This is a genomic window from Actinoplanes lutulentus (assembly GCF_003259845.1).
Lineage (GTDB): Bacteria > Actinomycetota > Actinomycetes > Mycobacteriales > Micromonosporaceae > Actinoplanes > Actinoplanes lutulentus.
In genome coordinates this window covers 120459-138689 of sequence record NZ_QLMJ01000015.1, presented here as the reverse complement: position 1 = coordinate 138689, position 18231 = coordinate 120459, and the positions used below count along the sequence as shown (strand labels likewise).

Sequence of the window (18231 nt, the reverse complement as noted above, 5' to 3'; positions counted from 1 at the left end):
GTCAATGCGGGTGGCCATAATCCCGAGGCGGTGGATTGATCCCGGCCACTACAGTGTGCGGGGCATTCACCACCACGGGGAGTTTCACGTTGCGCGTTTCGCGTCTTGCCGCCGGCGTTCTGGCCGGTGTCACCACCCTTACCGTTCTCGCCGGTTGTGCCGGGGAGAAGCTTCAGGCCCTCGAACCGAAGCTGGAGCTGCGTAACGCGGCCAAGCAGCTCGGCGAGGCGCAGCAGGCCGGATTCACCATCAAGATCAACGGCAGTGCGGACGACCTGGTCGCCGCCGCGAAGCTCGACGCCGCCAAGTCCGGCGAGAAGACCGACGAGGTCACCGAGGACGACGCGAAGATCCTGCGTCAGCTCTTCAACTCGTCGTTCACGATCGCCTTCGACAAGGCGGGCGAGGGCGTCGACGACGACCGCGCCCTGTTCGGCGCGACCATCGACGGCGTCGCCGGCACCGAGATCCGCATCGCCGACAAGACGATGTACGTCAAGGCGCCGATCACCGAGCTGGCCACCAAGTTCGGCGCCAGCGCCGACGAGGTCAAGACGCTCAGCGAGGAGACGGTCGGTGCGGCCGGCGGGTTCGACGCGTTCTTCGACGGCAAGTGGGTGTCACTCGACGTCGCCAAGCTGACCGAGCTCGCCGAGTCCGGCGCGGGCGTGCCGGCCAAGGACGTCGAGCAGGAGAAGGCGCTGAAGGAGTTCAGCACCTCCGCGACGAACCTGGTCGAGGGCGCCGACATCGTCCGCGACGAGAACGACGACACCCACCTGATCGTCACCTCGTCGACGGCCAAGGCGTACGCCGAGGTCAAGCGCCTCGTCACGGCGCTGGACAACGAGGCGCTCACCGACACGTTCGGCGCGGAGGCCCCGGCGGACAAGCCGATCGTCCTCGACCTGTGGATCAAGGACGGCAAGCTGACCGCCGCCGAGATCAACATGCTGCAGTTCATCGACGGTGCCACCGGCCGGGTCGCGCTGCGGCTCGAGGTGACGACCGGTGCGGCGATCACCGCTCCGGAGGGCGCCACCAAGCTGGATGTCGACCAGCTGCTCGGCGGCACCCAGCCGTACGTCTCGGTGCCGGGCGCGAAGGCCGGCGAGGGCACCGACCTCAGCGAGGAAGACCTGAAGGAGCTCGAGGAACTGCTCGGCGGCGTCACGCCGGCGGCAACCGCCTGACAGCTCTGACGCGGAACGGGCCGGCCGGGTGGCCGGCCCGTTCTCGTTTCACACCAGGGCTGCGGCGATCAGGGCCACTGTCCTGTCGGCGTCGGTGGTCAGCCGGTGCAGGACGGGCTCGGCCAAGGGTGGTGGCAGCTCGGCCAGGGCCAGGGTCAGGCGGATGCGTTCTGCCGGGGTCGCGGTGGCGCGGGCCAGCTCGGTGCTCAGCGCGCTCAGGATGGCGCCGGCGCGGGCCGGGTCGAGGGCCAGGACACCCAGGACCTCGCCGGCGTCCACGTCGTTGCGGCCGTCGACGATCATGGCGACGAGTTCCGGCACGGCCGTGGACACGCCGCGTCTGCCGAGGGACAGGGCGGCGTGGCCGCGTACCCCAGGCTCTTGATCTTTGAGAGCGTCCGCAAGGACGGCGGTGACCTGGTCGCCGGACATCTCGGCAAGGGCTTGGACCGCGCGGAGCCGCACCGCGGCGTGCTCCGAGTGAACGCCGGCTGCCACGGTGGCCAGCGCGTCACCGCCGGTTCGGGCGAGGGCCCAGCGCAGGGCGCCGGCGACGTGCGGATCCGACTCGGCCAGGACGGCGCCGGCCAGGAGTTCGGCGGGGACCTCCGCGTCGTCGGCCCGGCCCAGGACGGCCTGCTGGCGGCGGGCGGCGTCGGGGGAGTTCAGGCCGTGCAGCAGCTCGACGATCCGCAGCACGCCCTGCCAGCCGAGCGGGGCTGACGCGTCCACAGTGCGGAGGCGTTCGAGGAGCTCCTGCTCGGTTGCGATGCGCTCTTCGGTACGCCGGATGAGGTCACCGACCAGCGCGGACGGCTCGAATCCCGGATCCTGCAGCGCACGCCCGATGTCGCGCAGCGAGAGTCCGAGGGTGCGCAGGCTCTCGACGTGGAAGATCCGGCGGATGTCCTCGCCGGAGTACTCCCGATAGTTGCCGACGGTCCGGCCGGTGGGGCGCACCAGCCCGAGGGAGTCGTAGTGCCGGAGCATCCGGGTACTCACCCCCGAGCGGCGCGCCACCTCACCGATCAGCATGTGGCCTTCTGGTATTCCAGCGCCACCAGCCTGGTCGCCTCGTGGATGGCAGCGTCGAAACCGGCCTCCGGGTCATGGAGCAGGACCGACGTGGCGTGGGCGTGGGTGCTCACCGCCGGGTCCGCACTTGCCGCCGCTGTCCGCAGGGCCGGTTCGATCACGTCGCCGAGCGCGACGAGGGCCCGGCTGAGGCTCAGCCGCACGGTCCGGTCGCCGCGGCCCAGCTGCGAAGCCAGCTCGGCGGCCAGCCGCGGCCGCTCCTCCGAAGGTGCCAGGATGACCGCGGCCCGCCAGGCGCTGCGGGCCACCTCGTCGTCGGTGTCGTGCAGCAGCGACGATGTGATCGCCGGGTACACGCTGCTGTCGCCGATCTTGGACAGGGTGTGCAGGGCCTGGCTGCGTGCCTGGGCGACCGGTGAACCCAGCTCGGTCCGGAGCCGGGGCACCGTGATCTCCGGCGGCAGCCGGGTCAGCGCCCAGGTGAGCATGTCCCGGACGAAGAAGTCCGGCTCGACCGCGCACCGCGCGATAAGGGCGTCGACCAGGGTGGCGTCAGCGTGCGTGCCTGCCGCGAGGGCCGCCTTCAGCCGGATCGACGAGTCGGCGGCGCTCAAGGCCTGTGTCAGGTTCATCGGGAACCACCTCCAGCACCCAGTGAAGACCTTGTCACAGTGTGAAGGTCAAGCGACCTGATCCAACTCCTTCACGGTGGCCTCGTCGAGAACCAGCGCGGCGCCGGCGATGTTCTCCCGCAGGTGTGCCACCTTCGAGGTGCCCGGGATCAGCAGGATGTTCGGCGAGCGCTGGAGCAGCCACGCCAGGGCCACACCCATCGGCGTCGCTCCGAGCCGGTCCGCGACCTCGGTCAGTGTGCTCGACTGCAGTGGGCTGAAACCGCCGAGCGGGAAGTAGGGCACATACGCGATGCCGTCGGCGGCCAGGTCGTCGATCAGCTTGTCGTCGCCCCGGTTCGCCAGGTTGTAGAAGTTCTGTACGCAGACCACCGGCGCGATCGCCCGTGCCTCGGCGATCTGCTCGGCGTTGACCGTGCTGAGCCCGAGGTGCCGGATCAGGCCCTGCTCGCGCAGTTCGGCCAGGGCGCCGAACGGCTCGGCGATCGAACCCGGCTCCGCGTTCTGCAAGCCACCGACGCGCAGGTTGACCACGTCGAGCGCGTCCAGGCCGAGCCGGTCCAGGTTCTCGTGCACCTGCTGCTTCAGCTCCGCCGGCGCCAGCGCCTGCGGCCAGCCGCCTTGCGCATCGCGACGCGCGCCGACCTTGGTGACCAGATGAAGATCACTGGGGTACGGGAACAGCGCCTCCTTGATGATCTCGTTGGTGACGAACGGGCCATAGAAGTCCGAGGTGTCGATGTGGTTGATGCCGGCCGCGACGGCCGTGCGCAGCACGTCGACCGCGCCGGGCCGGTCGGCCGGCGGGCCGAACACGTGCGGGCCGGCCAGTTGCATGGCGCCGTATCCGAACCGGGTCAGGTCGAGGTCACCGACACGGTAGGTGCCGCCGGGAAGCTGGTTTTCGCTCATGCCCCGACTCTGCCGCGCCGCGCCGGGTCCAGGCAGAGGTGCGCTCTTCCTAGGAGTGGCAGGACCAGGATGGGCGCGGCCGCACGCCCTAGGCTGGCGGTCATGAACGCGCTCGGGGAGTACCTGCGGGCCCGCCGGGCACTGGTGGATCCCGCCGACGTCGGCCTGCCGCCGGGCGGGGTGCGCCGCACACCAGGCCTGCGCCGCGAGGAGGTCGCCACCCTCGCCGGCATCAGCGCCGACTACTACCTGCGTCTCGAACAGGGCCGCGATCGTAATCCGTCGGCGCAGGTCCTCGAGGCGATCGCCCGGGTGCTGCGCCTGGACAGTGCCGCCACCCACTACCTGCTGGGCCTGACCGGCGCTGTTGCCCGGCCCCGGCCGTCGCGGCCGTCACGCCGGGACGCGGTGCCGGCCGGCATCCGCCAGCTGATCGACGTGGTCGGCCTGCCGGCGTTCGTGGAGAACCGCCGCTATGACGTGCTCGCCGCGAACCGGCTTGCCACCGCCCTGTCCCCGGCGATCCGGGCCGGCGAGAACCGGCTGCGTTCGACATTCCTCGACGACGCCGAACGCGACCTGTACCCGGATTGGGACACCGCGATCGTCGGCATGGTCGCCGCGTTCCGCTCGTCGGTCGCCGCCGACCCCGACGACCCGGCGCTGGCCCGCCTGGTCGGGGAGCTGTCGCTGGGCAGCGAGGAGTTCCGCCGGCTGTGGGCCCGCCACGACGTGAAGTTGCCGGCCGGTGGCGAGGCGCGGATGCGGCACCCGCTGGTCGGCCCGCTGACGCTGCGCCGGGAGAAACTCACGGTAGGCGACAGCGGCGGGCAGCTGCTGGTGATGTACCACGCCGAACCGGGATCCGAGAGTGCCCGCTCGCTGGCTCTGCTCGGATCCCTGGCGGCGTCAGCCGAGCTCTAGGCGCGGCCATCCGACGGTGTCGCGCAGCAGTTGGCGGTCGTGGGTGGCCAGGACTACGGCGGCGCGGGTCGTCTGGAGGGCTTCGGTCAGCTCGTCGACCAGGGTGATGGACAGGTGGTTGGTCGGTTCGTCCAGCAGCAGGATGTCCGGCAGGCTCGTGAGCAGCACCGCCAGGTCCAGTCGTCGTTGCTGACCGGTGGACAGGGTGGCGATCGGGCGGTCCCAGTCGGATTCGGTGAGCAGGCCCAGGTCAGCGGGGAAGTCGCCGTGCAGGTCACGGGCCGTCTTGCCGGCAGGTGGAGGCGGGGACTCCTGGGCCAGCAGGGTGCCGCCGCCTCGGGCGGCCAGCAGGCGCAGCAGGGTGGACTTGCCGGCGCCGTTCGGCCCGGTCACCACCAGGCGGGATCCGGGGGTCAGGCTGATCGATCCCGGGTGGTCGAGGCGGCCGGGGACGTGCAGGTCTGTGGTCGCGAAGTGGAAGGCTTTGGGCGTACCCATGGGGAAGTTGAATTGCGGTGGGGGTGAGGGGGCGGCGAGGGTGACCGCCGCGAGGTCTTCGCGGCGGCGATGGACGGCCTGGACCAGGGCGGGTGCGCGGGTGGCGCGCTGGTGTCTGCCGGTGCCCTTGTCGGGGCGCCATCCGGTGGAGAGGCGGCTGCGGGCGGTGTCCAGGTCGCGGGAGAGTCGCTGGTGTTCGGCCTGCTGGCGGTCGTACTCGTCGGACCAGCGGCGGCGTTCGGCGGTGCGGCCGGTGAGGTATCCCGGGTAGCCGCCGCCGTAGACGCGGGGTTTGCCGTCGCGGCTCGGATCGAGGTCGACGATGCTCGTGGCGACGTCGGTGAGCAGGGCACGGTCGTGGCTGACCAGGACGATGCCGCCGGGGTGGTCATTCAGTCTGGCGGTCAGGAATTCCAGGCCGGAGGCGTCCAGGTGGTTGGTCGGTTCGTCCAGGAGCAGGAAGTCGTGGCCGGCGCCCAGCAGGCAGGCCAGGCGGATGCGGTACCGCTGGCCGACCGAGAGTTCGGTGAGCGGCCGGGTGCGGTCGGTGATCGCGTTCAGGGCCTGCAGGGCGATCCGGAGGCGGCGGTCGGCGTTCCAGGCGTCGAGGATGTCGGCGGCGTCGATCGCCTCGGGGGAGCCGGTCTGTTCGACGGCGTGCAGTACCGCGTGGACCACGGCCAGTTCCTGGTCGATCAGGTCGCCGACCGTGCCGAGCGGTGGGATCTCCTGGTCGGCGGTACCGATCGTGCCGGTCAGGCGGATCTCGCCGGAGTCGGCGGGCAGCCGTGCCGCCAGGATCCGCAGGAGGGTGGATTTGCCGCGGCCGTTCTCACCCACGACGCCGATGCGGCTGCCGGGGGAGACGGTGAGGTCGAGGTCGCGCAGGACGGGGTGGCCGCCTCGGGTGACGTGGATGCCGGTCGCGGTCAGTTGGGCTCGGGCGCGCGCGGGCAGGGTGATGGTGACGGACATGCGGATGCACTCCAGCTGGGTGACGGGAAATGGTCGGGGTGTAGGACCAGATCCCGGATCAGAGGAAGAGCAGCTGTTGCGTCACAGGATCGACGGTAGCAGAGGCCTCTTTCCTAGAATCCTAGGACGCATTAGAGGGTGTGACCCCGCGTAGGCTCGGGCAGCGCGGGGAATCTACGTCAGCGGGTGACCGATCCTGCCGGCTGCACGCGCGGTGGTTCAGCGCCGAGGACGGCAGCAACAGCCTCGGTGGCGGCCTCGACTTCGACACCGTCATGGGCTGGTGCGAACGTCTCGCCGCCGGCCACGACGTGACCCTGCCCACCGGCACATCAGTGCTGGTCGGCCGCCGGTTCCTCGGGGCCGCGAAAAGTTGATCAGCTCCGTTATCCTCGCGCGGTGCTCCTCTCCCTGATCGGCAACACCGCGGCCGGATATCGAACGGCTTTGACCTCCTCGCGGCAGTTGCTGACCGTGCTCCTGCCGATCCTGGCCGCCGCGCTGCTGACGCTCACGGTGCTCGACGTGCTCGTCGGCCGGTTCAGCAGCGCCGCCGGCACGATCATCGTGAACGGGATGCTGCAGCTCCCGGAGGCCGGCTGGTGGCGGCGCGTCGTGATCGCGGCCTTCTGGCTGGTCGCTCTCTCTGCCGCGACACTTGTCGCGATCGGCGACGAGCGGGGGTACGCGGTACGCCCGCACCGTGCGATCCTGGCCGCCCTGCGACACTTCCCGGTCGTCGCGGCCGGATTCGTGGCGATCGTGGGCATCACCGGGCTCGGGCTGTGGATGGTGTCCGGCATCGGGAGCGGCTACGTCACCCTCGCCCTGGTCATCGCGGTGCTGCTGGCCGGCGCCCTGACCGCGGGACGGCTGCTGATCGGGCTCGCCGCGCACCAGCTCGGCGGCTCGGACTGGGCGCTGACCCGGGGCCGGGTGGTGCCGACGGCCGGCGCGTTCCTGCTCGGCGGCATCGTGATCCCGTTGCTGGCGTCGAGCCTCTTCGACGGGCTGGTGGGCCGCACCTGGGCGGCGTGGATCACCGGGGTTGTCGCGTCGCTGCTGGTGGTGGCGGTGCAGGCGGGCACCCTCGCGTACGTCTACCTGCTGCAACGTCCCGCTTCGCTCACGCCTTCGCTTTCGCCTGGCGCTTCGGTGGATCTGGCGGCGGTGGACGCGCGGCTGGGCGATTACTCGGATCCGGATCCGGGTTCGCCGAGTCGGCTGCTGACCTGGGCGGGTGTGGCGGCCGTGGTGCTGGCCGTTCTCGCCCCCGGCGGCGTTGCCCTGGCGAACCCGTTCGACGCGCCGGTCCTGCGGACGCACGATCGTTCGACCAGCGGTCCGGTCGCGGTGGCCTGGCCGGCCGGCAAGCACCCGGTGATCGCCACGATGTCCGGTGCCTGGTTCTGCGAGACCGACCTGTGCGACCGCTTCATCGACCAGAACGGTGGCCCGTCGATGTGGAGCGGGCGGGGCGCGGCCGGGATCAGCGCCGACGGGAACACCGTCCTGAAGGCCTCGCTCAGCGGCGGCGAGGAGAACGGCGGGCCGTTCATCCACTACGCGCGCTGCACCCGGTCCGGCTGCCCGGAAGCCTATGTCCCGGTGCGCAGGTCGGCGCGGGAGAAGTTCGAGTGGGCGCAGCTCGGCGCGGCCGTCGCCCCTGATCAGGCGCTCTGGTTCGTGCTCGCGGCCGCGCAGGACAAGACCTTCCGGATCAGCTTCATCCGCTGCCCGGAGATCGGATGCAAAACCCCGCAACGGTACGACGGAGGCACGATCGAGCGGCTCACGGCGTACGAGGATGCCACTGACGACTCGCAGATCCGGCTGACCGTCGGTGCGGACGGGCGGCCGCTGGCGACTGTGCGTACCGGGTCGGAGGCGTCGCAGGTGACCTGTGAGCCGGTGACCTGCGCGAAGCCGCGCAGCGTGCAGATCTGGGTCGGGGATCCCGGCTCGGTGTGGGCGGCGCCGGCGTCGCTGGGTGGGCTGGCGCTCTCCTGGGAGCAGGGCATGCTGCGGGTCGGCGAGAACATCCTGGACGCGGTCGGCGGGCCGCAGGCCCCGGAGACCGGTGCGGTGGCGGCCCGGGACGGGGTCTACTACGCGACGGCGGTGGAGAAGACCACGAAGCCGGGGTTCCACGTGACGATCGGTGGGTCGTCCAGCGACTCCGGGGTCGAGGGGGAGTCGTCGGAGTCCTCGACGGCGGACTACTGGCAGCAGGTGCTGTGGCGCTGCGGCGAGTGGCATTGCACGCGGCAGCCGCTGGACACGTTCGGGTTCGCCTACAGCGAGCATGAGGTGATGGCGGTGTCCGACGACGGCCGGGTCCTCATCGTGCGCCAGGATCGGATGCTGCTCCTGACCCGGTGACCTGGGTCACTCGGTGTTACGACCGCGGGACGCCCGGTGTCATATGGGCAAACCCTGAGGAGGCACCGTGAGCGACACAACCCGGGTCATCGTGATCGGCGGCGGGTACGCCGGTGTGATGGCCGCGAACCGGCTGACCCAGCGCGACGACGTGGCGGTGACCCTGATCAATGCTCGGTCGTCGTTCGTGGAGCGGATCCGGCTGCATCAGCTGGCCGCCGGGACCCATGCGGCGGCGGTGGACTACCGGACCGTCCTGGCCGAGCGGGTGGAACTGGTGGTCGACGCGGCCACCGGCATCGACACCGGCCGGCGCAGCGTGGCCCTTGCCGGCGGTGGGGTACGCGACTACGACTACCTGATCTACGCGGTGGGCAGCCGCAGTGCCGGGGGGCCTGAGCACGCGTACCCGATCGCCACCTGGGACGACGCGCAGCGGCTGCGCCACGCCCTCGAGGCGGCGCCGGGCGATGCGCCGGTGACCGTCGTGGGCGGCGGCGCCACCGGGCTGGAGACGGCTGCTGAGCTGGCCGAAGCCGGACGGTCGGTCACTCTGGTGTGTTCGGGGGTCGTCAACCCGTACCTTCATGAAAGGGGTCGCCGTGAGGTGACCGCGCAGCTTGCCGCGCTCGGGGTGCGGGTGGTGCAGGGCGTTGCGGTGACCGCGGTGGGGCCGGCGGCGGTGCGGCTCGCCGACGGGCGTTCGCTGGAGAGCGCGGTGACGGTCTGGACGGCCGGTTTCTCGGTGCCGGACCTGGCGGCGCGCAGCGGGTTGAGTGTCGACGGCCTGGGCCGGCTGCGCACGGACGAGACGCTGACGAGCATCGACGATGATCGGGTGGTGGCGGCCGGGGATTGCGCGGCGCCGTCGGATCGGCCGTTCCGGATGAGTTGCCAGGCGGCCGGGCCGCTCGGGATGCACGCGGCGGCGACCGTTCTGCGCCGGATCGCCGGCGATGCGCCGGAGCCGCTGGCGATCGGGTTCGTCGGGCAGTGCCTGAGTGTGGGGCGGCGGGCCGGGCTGGTGCAGTTCGCGCATCGCGACGACCGGGCCCGGAGGTTCGTCGTGGGCGGGCGGATGGGTGCGCGGATCAAGGAGTTCGTCTGCTGGGGGACGGTCAAGCAGTTGTCGATGGAGGCGCGGAAGCCGGGTGCAATGCGGATTCCGGGGTGGACGACGGACGGTTCGCGGCGCTCGTCGATAGCTCTGGGACGATCGGCGGGTGACTCTTGACGCGCAGCGCGACCACATCCTGACCGGCCGATCGGGGAGTGTGGTGACGCGTTCGCTGCCCGCCGACGTGATCGCGGTGGGGTCGCCGGCGCGGGTGCTGCGCCCGATCACCGCGGCGGACAAGACCGGTTTCGGCGGCCTCGCATGATCGTCGTCGTGGTGGATCACGACCCGGGGTGGGCGGCGCGCTTCGCTGAGGTGGGCGCGTCGCTGCGGGAGGCGCTCGGTGATGTGGCCGTGCGGATCGACCACATCGGGTCGACGTCGGTGCCGGGGATGGCCGCCAAGCCGATCGTGGATATTCAGGTGTCGGTGGCGAGCCTCGAACCGGTCTCGGTCTTCCGGGATCCGCTGGTGGGGTGCGGGTGGGTGTATCGGGCGGAGAACGCCGAGCGGACGAAGCGGTATTTCCGGGAAGGTCCGGGCCGGCCCCGCACGCATCTTCATGTGCGGCAGGCGGGGAGTTTCTCCGAGCAGTTCGCCCTGTTGTTCCGTGACTTCCTGAGGGTGGATGAGCGGACGGCGCGGGAATATGCGCTGCTCAAGCGGGAGTTGGCAGAGCGGTATCGCGAGGATCGGCATGGGTACACGGATGCCAAGGCGTCGTTCGTCTGGGAAGTGATCCGGCGGGCTGACGGGTGGGCGCAGCGGGTCGGCTGGCAGCCGGGTGGTAGCGACGCATGAGTCGGAATCGTTCCGACCTAGAATCCTAGGATGCCTTAAGGGTAGTGCGGCAAGCCGCACCTCAAGACAAGGCAGAAGGACGGCTTCGCCGACTAATCCAGGAAAGCCCAGGTCAGAGGATTACGAACTCTGGTGGGTCGTGGCGTAGGAAGTCGTGGTGGGAGATGTCCCAGCCGTAGGCGCCGGTTCGGGGGAAGACCAGGAGGTCGCCTGCTCGCAGGGACGACACATGCTGGCCCCGGGTGAGGACGTCTCTGGGGGTGCACAGTTCGCCTACGGCGTCGATCTCCACGTTGCTCACGGACGGCCGTGCGTAGGGGCGGTCCCACGTGGATACCGGGAAAACGACAAACGGGTGGCTGTAACCCCAGGCTGCCGGCAGCCGGAAGTGGTGGGTGCCGCCTCGCAGCACGGCGAACGTCCGGCCGTGGGTGGTCTTCAGGTCGAGGACCTCGGCGGCGTACCAGCCGGCGTCGGCGGTGAGCCAGCGGCCGGGTTCCAGGATCAGTTCTACGCCTGGGGGGACGGACACACCCGACAACGCCGATATGTCCATCGACGCCGAGGAGGTGTAGTCGACGCCCAGGCCGCCTCCTGCGTTCACCACTCGCAGCGGGATCCCGTACGCACGGGCCGTGGTGAGAGACCAGGTGATCGCTTCGGTGAGGAAGGCGGCGTGGGCGACGCCGTCGAGGTTGTTGGAGACGGCGTGCAGGTGGAAGCCGATGACGTTCAGGCCCGGGGGCACAGAAGACAGGACTGCGCCCAGCTGGCTCGAGTCGATGCCGAACGGGGTGGGTGTGCCGGTCATGCTGTGGCTTCCCCGCAGCGAGGAGCCGGCCCGGTTCACCCGGACGCAGATGTCGGCGGAGAGGCCCAGGCCGGCCATGCGGCGCATTTCGAAGGCGCTCTCCACGTTGATCAGAGCGCCTGCTTCGACCGCGGCGGCCAACTCGGCGTCGGTTTTGCCGGGGCCGCCGAAGACGATGCGTCCGGCGCCGGCCGTGACCGCCAGGGACAGTTCGCCGCCGGACGCTACTTCCAGGCCGTCAGCTTCTTGCGCGAGGGTGGCGATCACTGACGGGTGGCCGTTGGCTTTTACGGCGTACAGGAATGTGGCTCTTGGGGGGAGCGCTGAGCGCAGCGTGCGCGCGCGGGTGACCAAGGTCTGGGTGTCGTAGAGGTACGCGCAGGCCGGTGCCGTCAGGCGGCGCAGCGCCGCGGTGACGTGAGCGGGGAGCTCAGCCATGCAGGGGGTTGCTGACCGGGATGTAGATGTCGCCGCCGGCGGTGAGGCGCATCCGGACGAGGGCTTTGTGGGGGATGGTCGGGGCGATGTAGAAGGCATGGTCGGGGTGGCCGGCGATGGCGTCGTCGATGACGGTGCGGACGAGGCGCCAGGCGTGGTTTTCGGGCAGGCCGTGGGATTGCTGGAGGCGGATGACGAGTTCGCCGAGGTGGGCCTGCAGGGCGGTGTATCCGAGTTTGGAGCGCAGCGTGTCGTCGTCGTCGGTGCCGATGACGGAGCCGGGCCAGAGGTCGAGGTGGTGGCCGGTTTCGGCGAGGCGGCGGGGGTGCAGGCGCAGGCCGGCGAAGTCGCGCAGGGCCAGGCGGTGCGGGCGGCCGCCCACGAATGTCGGCAGGCAGTTCTGCAGGTGGGCTTCGAGCGCTACGCCTCGGGTGGCGAGGCGTAGCAAGGGTGGCAGGAGCAGCCGGGTGTACGCGGTGAGCCAGGCGGCTGGGGTGAGGCCGGAGGCGGTGACGAGGCCGGCGATGACGGTGGTTCCGGTGGCGGGGTCGTGGGCGGGGAGGGCGCCGCCGGGGACGGCGTGTTCGCCCGGTTCCAGGATGCCGCCCAGGCCGGCGCGGGTGATGGCGCCGAGGTCGCGGCCGCTGCCGGTGGGTACGGCGGCGCCGCCGGTTTCGGCCATCAGGATGAGGCGGTGGCCGTCGGGGTCGTCGGCGATGAGGCGGTGCAGCAGGTCGGAGAGGGCGGGGCCGTTGCGGGTGGAGGCGACGCTGATGCTGCGGCGGGTGGAGGTGACCTGGATGTCGAGGGAGACCTTGACGTATACCGATTTTTCCGGAATGTAGAGCGTGCGCAGCGCCGCGGTGGGCACGGCCGGCAGTTCTCCGTCGACGATGCGCAGGATCTTGGCGTCGAAGAGGTCGCGATAGCGGTCGCGGACCAGGTCGAACTGCCAGGCGTGCACGGGCTGGGTGCGGTATCCGGCGGGTCCTGCCGGGAGGCCGAGCAGCGCTCCGAGGTCGTCGCCGAGGTGGTGGTCGTCGCGGACCGCGACGAACTTGATCGCGGTGTGGCCGGCTTCGACGTCGTGGGCCAGGACGTCGCCGGTGTCCCAGCCGAGGCGGGTGCGGCCGCAGGGGTGCAGGTTGTGGCCGGCGACGGCGAGGCGTTCGAGCCGGATGGCGTCGAGGTCGGGGTTTTCTTCGCTCTTTGTCGCCTTAAATCTGGACAGAGCCACCGCCAGGTTGATCACCGCGTTGCGGATCTCCCCGGCGAACGGCCCGTTGTCGATCCCGGCCAGCAGGTCCACCGGATCGCTGACCCCGGCCACCGGATATTCCACCCGGTTGAAGGCGTGCTGGGTTCCACCGACGACGGCAGGGGTGAGGCCTTCGCGCACGAGCGCGGCCCGCAGCCGGCGTCCGACGATGTCCGCGGCGTGCGGCAGGCTGCGGGTGAATCCGTCCACGAGCTCGGGTGCGTGGACAGCGAGTGCGGCCTCGGTGTGCGAGGCCGCGGCGGCGAGTCGTCCGGTACTCACACTGCGGATGATCATTGGTTGCCTCTCACGCCGCCATCGGGTTGTGCTGGTGGGTCCAGATGTCTTGGAGCGGGTCGTCGGCGAGTCGCATGGCGGTGGTCGCTTTGACCGGTAGGGGTTCGCTGAGCAGGGCTTCGGTGTCGGCCGACGGGTCGGCGCGCATGGCCGTGGCAAGGGTTTGCCAGAGGGTGGCGGGGTCGGCGTCGAGGCCGTCGATGATCTGGGTGGCGACGGTGCCGAGGGCGGCCGCGGCGAGTTTGGTGCGCAGTGCGGTCTCGTCGCCGGTGGGCAGGTCGCCGATGAGCTCGGGGGTGTCGAGGCCGGCGGCGCGGAGCCGGCCGGCGTGCACGCGGACGCCGCCGAGGTCGCGGTAGAGAACCCGTTGTGGTTCATCTCCGCGAAGGACCAGGATCGTGTTCTGTCCGTGCGCTTCCAGCGCGACGCCGCGTTCCAGCACGCGCGCCAGCGGCGCGAACAGCACTCTGCCCAGTTTCTCCACCCATGGGTACGGGTCACCGGCCCGTTTCCAGGTGGCCAGGACGCCCAGGGGGACGGCTGTCTCACCGGGTGCCAGTTTCGGGGCTTCGCGGATGAGGTGGGCGGCGCGGCGGTCGGGTCCGTCGTCGGTGATGACGGCGCCGGCGGCGGTCTCGGCGAGGATGTCGATGGGCAGGTCGGCGGTGATCGTCTGCAGGAGTGTGGAGAGGATCGGGCCGTTGTGGACGGCGGCCGGGGAGACGGTACGCACGGCGGAGGTCATCTGGACGTCGACAGCGGTCTTGATGTGCGGGCCGCCGCTGATCGGTGCGACGGTGCGCAGCGACATCAGGGGGCGTACCGGGCGGGTGACGCCGGCGCTCTGCAGCCACGGGTACTGGGCCATCAGGCGGGCGGCTTGCCACGGGTGGGCGTACAGGATGGGCTGGCCGCCGCCGTACCAGCGTTCGGCGGGGACGCGCAGCCGGCGCAGCCGGATGACGGTGCGGTGTTCGGGGGCGTAGGCGAGGACGTCGGCGACGGTCATGCCGGCGCGGGTGCGGCAGCAGGGGTGCAGGGGGTGTCCGTCGACGAGGCTCTGTTCGATTTCGCCGAGGGTGCCGTTTTTGTTCATCTCGCCGGGGCGCGCGTTGGCGCGGGCCAGGGCGAGGTTGGCGACGCTGTTGTCGATTTCTGTCGTCAGGCGGCTGCCGGGCCAGCGTGTTTCGACCAGTTCGACCGGGTCGGTGGTGTTGGTGTGGCCGGCGGCCGGCGGCAGTGGCTCGCGGTCGATCGCCTTCCGCAGGCGTTCCAGGATCGCCGCTCTCGCGCCGGGCAGGGCGGCGTCGTAGGCCGCCACCAGGTCGGGGCGCAGCGCGGTGAGTTCGGCGCGGGTCTGCGCGGTTCCGGCGGTCGGTGGTGGCACTCCTTCATTGTCCGGATCGGGGTCAGTGTTGTCGTTGTGGGGCTTCGCGGGGCGAGGGAGGACACACTCGCTGTTTTCCCTGAGGCGCCAAATCCGATAACTTCTCGTATTTGAGAGTGGCGTGAGTCACCGGTGAGGGGAAACAGGTCGTGGACGCTGATGTGATCGTCGTGGGTGCCGGACTGGCCGGGCTGGCCGCCGCACACGAGCTCACCGCCGCCGGCAAGAAGGTGGCGCTGCTCGACCAGGAGAACGCGGCGAATCTCGGCGGGCAGGCCTGGTGGTCGTTCGGCGGCCTGTTCTTCGTCGGCAGCCCCGAGCAGAAACGCGCCCGGATCAACGACAGCATCGAACTGGCGTGGTCGGACTGGCAGGCGTCGGCCGGGTTCGACCGGGTCGCCGATGAGGACTCCCAGGCGGTGAAGTGGGCGCGCGCGTACGTCGAGTTCGCCGCCGGTGAGAAACGGTCGTGGCTGTCGTCGCTGGGGCTGAGCTGGCTGCCGTTCGCCGGCTGGGCCGAGCGCGGCGATCTGCGGGCGGACGGGCACGGCAACTCGGTGCCCCGGTTCCACATCACCTGGGGTACGGGCACCGGGGTGGTCGCACCGTTCGTGGCGTCTGCTCATCGTGCTTCCTCGGCCGGGCTGCTGAGTTTTCACCACCGGCACCGCGTCGACGAGCTGATCGTCGAGGGCGGCGCGGTCGTCGGGGTGCGCGGCGCGCTGCTGGCCCCGGACGACGCGGCCCGCGGTGTGTCGTCGAACCGGGACGTCACCGGGGACTTCGAGCTGCGCGCCCAGGCGGTGATCGTCACGACCGGCGGGATCGGCGCCAACCACGATCTGGTACGCCAGTACTGGCCGGCCCGGCTCGGCACCGCCCCGTCGAAAATGATCACCGGGGTTCCCGCGTATGTCGACGGCCGGATGCTCGGCATCGCCGAGGAGGCCGGGGCGCGGCTGGTCAACCGGGACCGGATGTGGCACTACACCGAGGGCGTGCAGAACTGGAACCCGGTCTGGCCCAGCCACGGCATCCGGATCCTGTCCGCGCCGTCGCCGATGTGGTTCGACGCGCTCGGCCGGCGGCTGCCTGCCCCGTATTTCCCCAGCTACGACACTCTCGGGACTTTGAAATATCTGCGGACCACCCCGGAGATCGCCGGCTACGACCACTCGTGGTTCATCCTGTCGCAGCGGATCATCGAGAAGGAGTTCGCGTTGTCGGGCTCCGAGCAGAACCCGGACCTGACCGCCTCGGACCGTAAGGCGTTCATCAAGGAACGGCTGTTCGGCAAGGGCGCCCCGGCCCCGGTGGAGGCGTTCAAGCAGCACGGCGACGACTTCGTCGTCGCCGGCAACCTGGAGGAACTGGTCGCCGGGATGAACAAGCTGACCGACGAACCGCTGCTGGACGCGGCCACCGTGCGGGCGCAGATCGTGGCCCGGGACGGCCAGGTCGCGAACAAGGTCAGCAAGGACGCCCAGATCCAGGGCATCCACAACTCGCGGCGGTACATCGGCGACAAGATCGGGCGTACCGCGACCCCGCACCGCATCCTCGACCCGGCGGCGGGCCCGCTGATCGGCGTGAAGCTGCACATCCTGACCCGCAAAACTTTGGGTGGCATCCAGACGGACCTGGACTCGCGCGCCCTGGACCTGTCCGGCGCGCCGCTGCCGGGCCTGTATGCGGCAGGTGAGGTCGCCGGGTTCGGCGGCGGCGGTGTGCACGGGTACAACGCCCTGGAGGGCACGTTCCTGGGCGGCTGCCTGTTCTCCGGCCGCAACGCGGGCCGGCACGCCGCCCGCAGCCTCTGATCGACGCACCCGGCCGCCGCCCAGGCACCAGAATCAGGTGCAGGGGCGCGGTCGCGGTGTGGTTGCTCTTCCTGCTCCCGGCACCCTTGCTGGGGTACGCCTTATCGCACCGCTGGGAGGAGCGCGAAGACCTCGGCGACGTGCTGGCGTGGCCGATCGGCGCGTTGCCGCTGCTCGTGACGATGATCGCGGCCCGGACCGGGTCGTGGTGGCGGGCGCTGGCCGCCGGGGCGGGATGTGCGGCGCTGTCGGTGGCGACATGGGTGTGGGCGGTCCCGGTGCCCCGCGCGCCGGTGTGGCAGCCGTGGATGCTCGCGGTGGTGGCCGGCTGCCTGCTGGGTGCTATGGCCGGGCACCGCCGGCGACATGTCCGGCGCATTCCCCGGGGGCTGGTGGTGGTCGCAGGTGTGCTGCTCGCCTTCGTCGGCGGCCTGCTCGCCCCGGTGACCGTGCTGCTGGCCGCCGAAGCCGCGACCAGCAGCCCCGGTTACGGCGGCGACTGGTTCGACGCCGGCGTGGCGCATTCCTTCACCGAGACCGTCCCGGGTGAGCGTGCCCTGTTCGCCGTCGGCTTCCCGCCGGACCGGGTGGACTGCACGGTCACCGGCGCCGGCGCAACCCGGGCCGTGCACGCGCTGCCGATCCGGCCGGGTAGCTACGGTGACGGCGACTTCGCATCGTTCGACTGGATCGGCACGTTCGACGTGCCGGCGGCCGGGGACTACACGCTGCTGTGCCACACCCCGGCCGAGGGCACCCGATGGGCGGAGACGTTCACCCTCGGCGTGCCGCCGCGGATCGGCGGCCTGGCCGGGTCGGCTGTCCACTGGCCGGTAGCGGTGATCGGACTGCTCGGCGCCTGCCCCGGCCTGCTGGTGCTCGCCGGGCGGCCCTATCCGCTGCGGCCGCGCCGGCGTGGGATAGAACGTCAGGTGTGACACCCTTCTTCGACGCCCGCGCTCTGCTGGACCGGCCCGCGTTCTGGGCGGTGCATCTGGGCCTGTCTCTCGGTGATGAGCTCGACGACGCGCTGGCGGCGCTGTTCGGCGCCGGCCTCGGGCTGATCCGGGGCACCTACCTGCGGCTGACCGACACGGCCGGCTGGCCGGTGTTCGATGCCGGCGGCGGGCTGTCGGTCGTCTACCGCAACGAAGAGGTCGACTATCTCCTGTCCACGGGCGGCGGCGGGACCATCACGCTCGGGGTCGCCGAGGGCGTACCGGACGGCCCGGGCCTGTCGTGGCCCGAGCTGCAGGCCGTGGCCACACAGCAGCCGGACGAGCTGACCCGGGCCAGGACGTTGCTCCTGCTCGCTCCGCTGCTCGGTGACAGCTCACTGCTGATCACCGAGCAGGCTCACCTGCCCGGGCACAGTTCCTCGGCGGAGCCGGCCGGGCTCTCTGACCGGCCCGGGCCGGTGGGGCTGACTTCACGGGCCGTGCTGGCTCGGGCGCTGCGCTGTGTTGGGGTGGCCGGCGATGTCACGACGGTCGCCGGGCGTTTGGTCGCCGCCCAGCCGGCCCGGTGGCGCGACGAGGCCGGGGTCCGGGTCTGCGACCACGCCGGCAGCACCCGAAATCCACACAGTGCGAGAGCGCTGACCAGCGACGATCTGCGCACCGTATCCACGCTGCTGTCCCCACCCGCCTGACAGCCCTTGCCCGGTGCCAGCTGTAGTGCCGACGTCACGGAGCGGGTGGCCGCTCCCGGGCCGGCTCGTGCTTGAGGTCGTGTGGAAGCGGTTTCGCGCG

At 71.0% G+C, this 18231-nt stretch carries 17 protein-coding genes; 10 read left to right on the top strand and 7 right to left on the bottom strand.

The window, feature by feature from the left end:
- The first annotated feature begins 89 nt into the window (after positions 1-89).
- Positions 90-1193, top strand: coding sequence for a hypothetical protein (locus B0I29_RS28870; RefSeq protein WP_146616914.1), 1104 nt, complete (start codon positions 90-92; stop codon positions 1191-1193).
- A 48-nt stretch (positions 1194-1241) separates the two neighbouring features.
- On the opposite strand, the gene B0I29_RS28865 is transcribed toward B0I29_RS28870, so the two are convergent.
- Genes B0I29_RS28865 through B0I29_RS28855 form a run of 3 tightly spaced genes read right to left on the bottom strand, consistent with a single transcriptional unit; the run spans position 1242 to position 3772 of the window.
- On the bottom strand, positions 1242-2228 hold the full coding sequence (locus B0I29_RS28865) for a MerR family transcriptional regulator (protein WP_111652253.1): 987 nt from the start codon (positions 2226-2228) through the stop codon (positions 1242-1244).
- Positions 2222-2860, bottom strand: a complete 639-nt coding sequence (locus tag B0I29_RS28860; RefSeq protein WP_111652252.1) for a HEAT repeat domain-containing protein — start codon at positions 2858-2860, stop codon at positions 2222-2224. The genes B0I29_RS28865 and B0I29_RS28860 overlap by 7 nt, the downstream gene beginning before the upstream one ends.
- Positions 2861-2908: 48 nt before the next feature.
- Positions 2909-3772, bottom strand: coding sequence for an aldo/keto reductase family oxidoreductase (locus tag B0I29_RS28855; RefSeq protein WP_111652251.1), 864 nt, complete (start codon positions 3770-3772; stop codon positions 2909-2911).
- 102 nt (positions 3773-3874) lie between these two features.
- On the opposite strand from B0I29_RS28855, the gene B0I29_RS28850 reads away from it, so the two are divergent.
- Positions 3875-4696 (top strand): helix-turn-helix domain-containing protein, encoded by an 822-nt coding sequence (locus B0I29_RS28850; RefSeq protein WP_220091420.1) that lies wholly within the window; start codon positions 3875-3877, stop codon positions 4694-4696.
- Here the strand turns inward: B0I29_RS28850 and B0I29_RS47540 are convergent.
- Positions 4682-6169: an ATP-binding cassette domain-containing protein gene (locus tag B0I29_RS47540; RefSeq protein WP_111652249.1), complete on the bottom strand. Its 1488-nt coding sequence runs from the start codon at positions 6167-6169 to the stop codon at positions 4682-4684. The genes B0I29_RS28850 and B0I29_RS47540 overlap by 15 nt on opposite strands.
- A 140-nt stretch (positions 6170-6309) precedes the next feature.
- Between B0I29_RS47540 and B0I29_RS28840 the strand changes: the two genes are divergently transcribed.
- From B0I29_RS28840 to B0I29_RS28820, 5 genes are all read left to right on the top strand, one after another.
- On the top strand, positions 6310-6546 hold the full coding sequence (locus B0I29_RS28840; protein WP_111652248.1) for a hypothetical protein: 237 nt from the start codon (positions 6310-6312) through the stop codon (positions 6544-6546).
- Positions 6547-6568: 22 nt separating this feature from the next.
- Positions 6569-8551, top strand: coding sequence for a hypothetical protein (locus B0I29_RS28835; RefSeq protein WP_111652247.1), 1983 nt, complete (start codon positions 6569-6571; stop codon positions 8549-8551).
- A 67-nt stretch (positions 8552-8618) separates the two neighbouring features.
- A complete protein-coding gene (locus B0I29_RS28830; RefSeq protein ID WP_111652246.1) occupies positions 8619-9785 on the top strand; it encodes an NAD(P)/FAD-dependent oxidoreductase in 1167 nt (388 codons plus the stop codon).
- Positions 9775-9933: a hypothetical protein gene (locus tag B0I29_RS28825; protein ID WP_220091419.1), complete on the top strand. Its 159-nt coding sequence runs from the start codon at positions 9775-9777 to the stop codon at positions 9931-9933. The genes B0I29_RS28830 and B0I29_RS28825 overlap by 11 nt, the downstream gene beginning before the upstream one ends.
- Positions 9930-10469 carry a GrpB family protein gene (locus B0I29_RS28820; protein ID WP_111652245.1) on the top strand — a complete coding sequence of 180 codons (540 nt, stop codon included), beginning with the start codon at positions 9930-9932 and terminating at the stop codon, positions 10467-10469. Before B0I29_RS28825 ends, B0I29_RS28820 begins: the two co-directional genes overlap by 4 nt.
- Before the next feature lie 112 nt (positions 10470-10581).
- Here the strand turns inward: B0I29_RS28820 and B0I29_RS28815 are convergent, their stop codons facing one another.
- The 3 genes from B0I29_RS28815 to B0I29_RS28805 are packed head-to-tail and all read right to left on the bottom strand — an operon-like array spanning position 10582 to position 14660.
- Complete coding sequence (locus B0I29_RS28815) at positions 10582-11718, bottom strand: type III PLP-dependent enzyme domain-containing protein (protein WP_111652244.1); 1137 nt, start codon at positions 11716-11718, stop codon at positions 10582-10584.
- On the bottom strand, positions 11711-13258 hold the full coding sequence (locus B0I29_RS47535; protein WP_281270915.1) for an IucA/IucC family protein: 1548 nt from the start codon (positions 13256-13258) through the stop codon (positions 11711-11713). The genes B0I29_RS28815 and B0I29_RS47535 overlap by 8 nt, the downstream gene beginning before the upstream one ends.
- Positions 13259-13283: 25 nt before the next feature.
- On the bottom strand, positions 13284-14660 hold the full coding sequence (locus tag B0I29_RS28805; protein WP_111652242.1) for an IucA/IucC family protein: 1377 nt from the start codon (positions 14658-14660) through the stop codon (positions 13284-13286).
- Positions 14661-14809: 149 nt separating this feature from the next.
- Between B0I29_RS28805 and B0I29_RS28800 the strand changes: the two genes are divergently transcribed.
- From B0I29_RS28800 to B0I29_RS28790, 3 genes are read left to right on the top strand one after another with little or no spacing between them, the layout of a single operon-like run.
- Positions 14810-16480: an FAD-binding dehydrogenase gene (locus B0I29_RS28800; protein ID WP_111652241.1), complete on the top strand. Its 1671-nt coding sequence runs from the start codon at positions 14810-14812 to the stop codon at positions 16478-16480.
- Positions 16481-16536: 56 nt separating this feature from the next.
- Complete coding sequence (locus tag B0I29_RS28795; protein WP_111652240.1) at positions 16537-17418, top strand: hypothetical protein; 882 nt, start codon at positions 16537-16539, stop codon at positions 17416-17418.
- A complete protein-coding gene (locus tag B0I29_RS28790) occupies positions 17415-18131 on the top strand; it encodes a hypothetical protein (protein WP_111652239.1) in 717 nt (238 codons plus the stop codon). Before B0I29_RS28795 ends, B0I29_RS28790 begins: the two co-directional genes overlap by 4 nt.
- Positions 18132-18231 lie beyond the last annotated feature (100 nt).